The organism is Candidatus Stygibacter australis, assembly GCA_030765845.1.
Classification (GTDB): Bacteria; Cloacimonadota; Cloacimonadia; order Cloacimonadales; family TCS61; genus Stygibacter; species Stygibacter australis.
Map to the genome: position 1 here is coordinate 1 of JAVCDJ010000033.1, position 4,613 is coordinate 4,613.

At 36.2% G+C, this 4,613-nt stretch carries 2 protein-coding genes; one reads left to right on the forward strand and one right to left on the reverse strand.

From position 1 onward, the window contains the following. Positions 1 to 1,748: tandem-95 repeat protein (locus tag RAO94_01925; GenBank protein MDP8321088.1), on the forward strand; the 1,748-nt coding region annotated here is incomplete at its 5' end. A 67-nt stretch (positions 1,749 to 1,815) separates the two neighbouring features. On the opposite strand, the gene RAO94_01930 is transcribed toward RAO94_01925, so the two are convergent. Then, on the reverse strand, positions 1,816 to 4,613 hold a 2,798-nt coding region (locus RAO94_01930), incomplete at its 5' end, for a PAS domain S-box protein (GenBank protein MDP8321089.1).

Here is a 4,613-nt window from a genome sequence, read left to right on the forward strand (position 1 = left end):
AGGAAAGAGTTATTGTTTCAGATGACATCCTGATCACAGTAACTCCAGTTAATGATGCTCCAGTCTTGAACCTGCCAGCCAATATCAGTTTTGATGAGGATACCACAACAATACTTGATTTAGGATTATATGCAAATGACGTAGACGGAGATGCGCTGACAGCATTATTGATTAATTCTAATAATATCGATGTAGAATTTAATGGTCTGATTGCTACTTTCTCTTCCCCTCTGAACTGGTTTGGAAGCGAAAATGTTACTATTGGAGTGACAGATGGAATAGTATATCCACCAATTTCAGATGTGTTAACAGTACTGGTAAATCCGGTGAACGATGCACCGGAACTTGTCCTGCCGGATGAGTTATCTTTTGCTGAGGATGAAAGCTTAATAATTGATTTCTCCCTGTATCTGGAAGATGTTGATAGCGAAGATTTCATTATGACCATTGATGCTACTGAAGACCTTTTCTATACAATTAATGGACTGAATGCAATTATCACTGCGACTCAGGACTGGAATGGCACTGGTAACATAGATGTAGATATCAGTGATCTATCAGGAGGAATTGCAAGTGATAATATGGATATAATAGTTACTCCAGTTAATGACCCACCATTTATTAATGTTCAGATTCCTGATCCATATACAGTAGATGAGGACTTTGAAGATGTAACCCTGAATCTGGATGATTATTATCAAGATGTGGATGGAGACTATCTGAGTTATGAAATTGATTTTAATGAAAACAATATTCAGATAGATCTAACAGGCTCAATAGCTACGATCTCATCTATTCCGAACTGGTTTGGTGAAACTACTATTATGATCACAGTAAGTGATAATCAGAATCGAGATGAGATAAATGACAGTTTCCTTCTAATAGTAAATTCCGTAAATGATACACCTACATTAGATTTACCTGATGAGGTGATTTTCAATGAAGATGGCACTCTTGCCTTTGATGTAAGCGAATATGCTTATGACGTGGAAGGTGATGATCTTGTGTGTGTATTAACTGGAAATACTGAGGTTATTGCTAATATCTTTGGTATGACGATAATATTCACTGCAACACCAGACTGGAATGGTAGCGAAATTGTTTCGATATTTGTTGATGATCAACAGGGACGAGAAATTTTCCGTGAAGACATGGCAGTAACGGTGAATCCAGTAAATGATCCTCCAGTGATAGTATCATTTGAACCAGTTGAGACTGAAATTGATACCTTACAGCATTCTACTTTGGATTTCCATGTAGAAGTTACGGATATTGACAGTGAACCTTCATACAGCTGGAGAGTAAATACTCAACCAGTTGGTGATGATCTTCCTGATTTTTCATATCTGTTTGATGTGGATGGTACTTTTGTAGTTCGCTGCATAATTACTGATGAAGATTACTCATATAATATTACCTGGACTGTGTATGTGGAAGAAACAGAAAATAATGGTGTGGAAATTATACCTGCTGTAACGGCAATAATTGGTAATTATCCAAATCCATTTAATCCTGAAACTTCCTTAGAATTTGCGGTCAGCTCAGCTCAGAATATCAGAATTGATGTTTATAATTCAAGAGGACAGCATGTGAAGACTCTCGTGGATAGAGAATATCTTACTGGTATACACAAAGTGATCTGGGATGGAAAGGATCGTGGTAATCATTCACAACCGAGTGGTATTTATTACTTCCGAATGATCTCTGAATCGGGATCTGATATTAGTAAGGCTCTGCTATTGAAATAGCAGATAATTAATACAAAAAAAACCCGGGAGTTTCAACTCCCGGGTTTTTCATTTATCACAGATAATTTTATAATTCTATAACGAATTCTGCACCATCATCATGATTGATCAGATATAAATTACCTTCCATGTGTTTTTCAATGATCAATTTGGCAATATATAATCCAATACCAGTATTATTAAGGTTTTCCTTTGTGGAAGTATATAGCTCAAATATTTTATCTTTGATCTTATTATTCACACCACCGGCGTTATCGCGTACGGATAACCTGAAATGATCATCTACCTTGGCAAGTTTTACTTCGATCATGGGGTTTTCTATTTTTCTATCCAGTAAAGCATCATAAGCATTATTCAAGATGTTAAGAAATACCTGTGAAAATTCACTTTCATTTCCAGTGATCGAACAACTTTCATTAATTTCAGTTTTAAGAATAATTTTGCTATTCTCAAGTTTACTTTGTATTGTGAAAATCGAATTTGAGATAACTTTACTGAGATCAAACTCTACAGAGGAATCATCTCTACTGTAAAAGAAGCGGAAAGTATCAATTGTCTTGGACAGGGATTGAAGAATATCCATGATTATCTTAGTCTTATCTTCCATATATTCGTCGGTGAGTTCTTCAAATTCAAAGGCTTCCCGCACTGACTGAAAAGTTACACCGATAATATTTAAGGGTTGACGCCAATGATGCGCAATACTGGAAATCATCTCTCCAATTGCTGCCTGTCGAGATTGCTGCATGATCACATGATCCTTTTCGCGTGATTCTGATACAGCCTGTTTTACCTTTTCTTCCAGACTCTTGTGTAATATTATCAATTCCTCATTAGTTCTGCGAAGATTATCTTCAGCACGTTTTTTATCTATCGCAATGGCGATCTCATTTGAGATGATTGATAATATCTGCAGGTCTTTTCTGGTATATAGATTAGGATTATCATAACTTTGAACCACGATAACACCAATTATCTCTTCCTTTACTTTCAATGGTGCCCCAAGCCAGACTTTTGCAGGTGTTCCTATTAGATCAATATCACCTTTCTTGGCTAAAGCAAATATCTCGGATTCAAGTAACATAACAGGTTCTTTTTGTTTGATCACATAGGATGTGATAGAGTTTCCTGCCGGAAAAGTCTCAAAATGATCCTTCTCATCAACTTCAAAAGGCAAACTCAACTCATCCTTATCTTTATCAAACATTGCCACAAAAATATTAGTGGTATCGATTATTGTACCCAGATACTCTTTGATCTTAATATAGAGATCACTCAAACTTTCTGATGAATTGATTGCCAATGAGATATTATAAAGTGCTGCCTGGATTGCTTCTCCCTGCTTCCTGTCAGTTATATCCCAGAGAAATGCTCGCGTTCCAATAATATTAAATTCATCATCAAGTATGTGATCAACTGCGATTGCCAGATCAATTATACTGCCATCCTTTTTGATACCCCGTATTTCATAATTAGACGGTGCTTCTTTACCATTAATCCGCCTGCTATGATTTTCAATCATCATAGCAAGTTGATCCGGGAGAAATATTTCCTTATAAGTTATTTGTGACATCTCTTTCTGGGTATATCCTAAAAGCTCCGCAAACTTCTTGTTGAAATAAGTAATATCTCCATTCTCATCATCAGTAACAATTCCTACATTTGCCTTTTCTACCAGGCTTCTGTACAATTCACGACTTTCCAGGAGTTCACGGGAAGCCTTCATCCGGTCTGTTCGGTCTAATATTGTGCCATCAATATACAACAATTCATTTTTAGAATTCAATATTGTCTTTGCTGTGGTGCGAACATAAATGTTTTTGCCATCTGTTCTTGTCCAGCTGGCTTCAAACTGATGCATTTGCTCAGGGTTTACTTTGATATTATTGTATAATTTCCGGATAATTCTTTTAAAATCATCTGCTGGAGGAATTGTGCTCGCAGAAAACTCCTCAAGTGTATTATAACCAAGAAAATTAAGAAGACAGGGATTCATCATTAATATCTTACCTTGATCAGAAATTCTAAAGATACCCATGACAGAGTTTTCAAAAAGACTTCTAAACTGCTTTTCACTGCCTTTTAACTTCTGCTCAGATTGTTTCCTTTGGAAGGCAATTGCAATAGTAGCTCCAATTTCTTCTAGATTTGTTATCATTTCTGCTGAAAAGATATTCTTTCGAGTATCATTTAACTGGATCAATCCTATTGTAACATCATCAGAGATCAAAGGGATTAAAGCTATTGACTGAAATCCTTCCTTCACACAAGTATATCTGCTGATTATCTGACCATTATCGAATTCAGGTCGCTTAACAAGTTCTCCAAGATTATTGGTCCAGAAGCTCCCATTCTCAGTTAAATAGGGCAGGGTTGTATCTAAATCCTGTCTGATGATTTTTCCGCACAGGCATTCAAGATTTTTATCCTGTTTTTCATAACTGAACTGGGGTGATTTGCTTTTCTTGGAAAGAAAAGATTCACTCTTGATGAACTTATCGCTGAATCCTAAAGTTTGAAGATATGGATAATCATGATTCTGATCAAACCTGATTGCCAGGCATTCTACATCCATCACCTGCTTAATTTCCTGCAAAATCTGTTTCTGTAACGCTTCCCACTCAACATGGGCATTCAATAATTGCAGAATTCTCCTGGTTAGATTCTGCTTTCGTTCATTATTTTTACGTTCAGTTATATCCTCTGTGAGGACTACAACTCTTCTCACTTCATTATCACTGCCTTTTAATGCATAAAAATGTTGTGATACCCATTCTGTTTTCTTTTGCTTGCGACCCGGTAATTTTATTTCAGGTATATAGAGATTTTCTCCAATCTCATAAACACGCTTCACTTTTTCCTGAT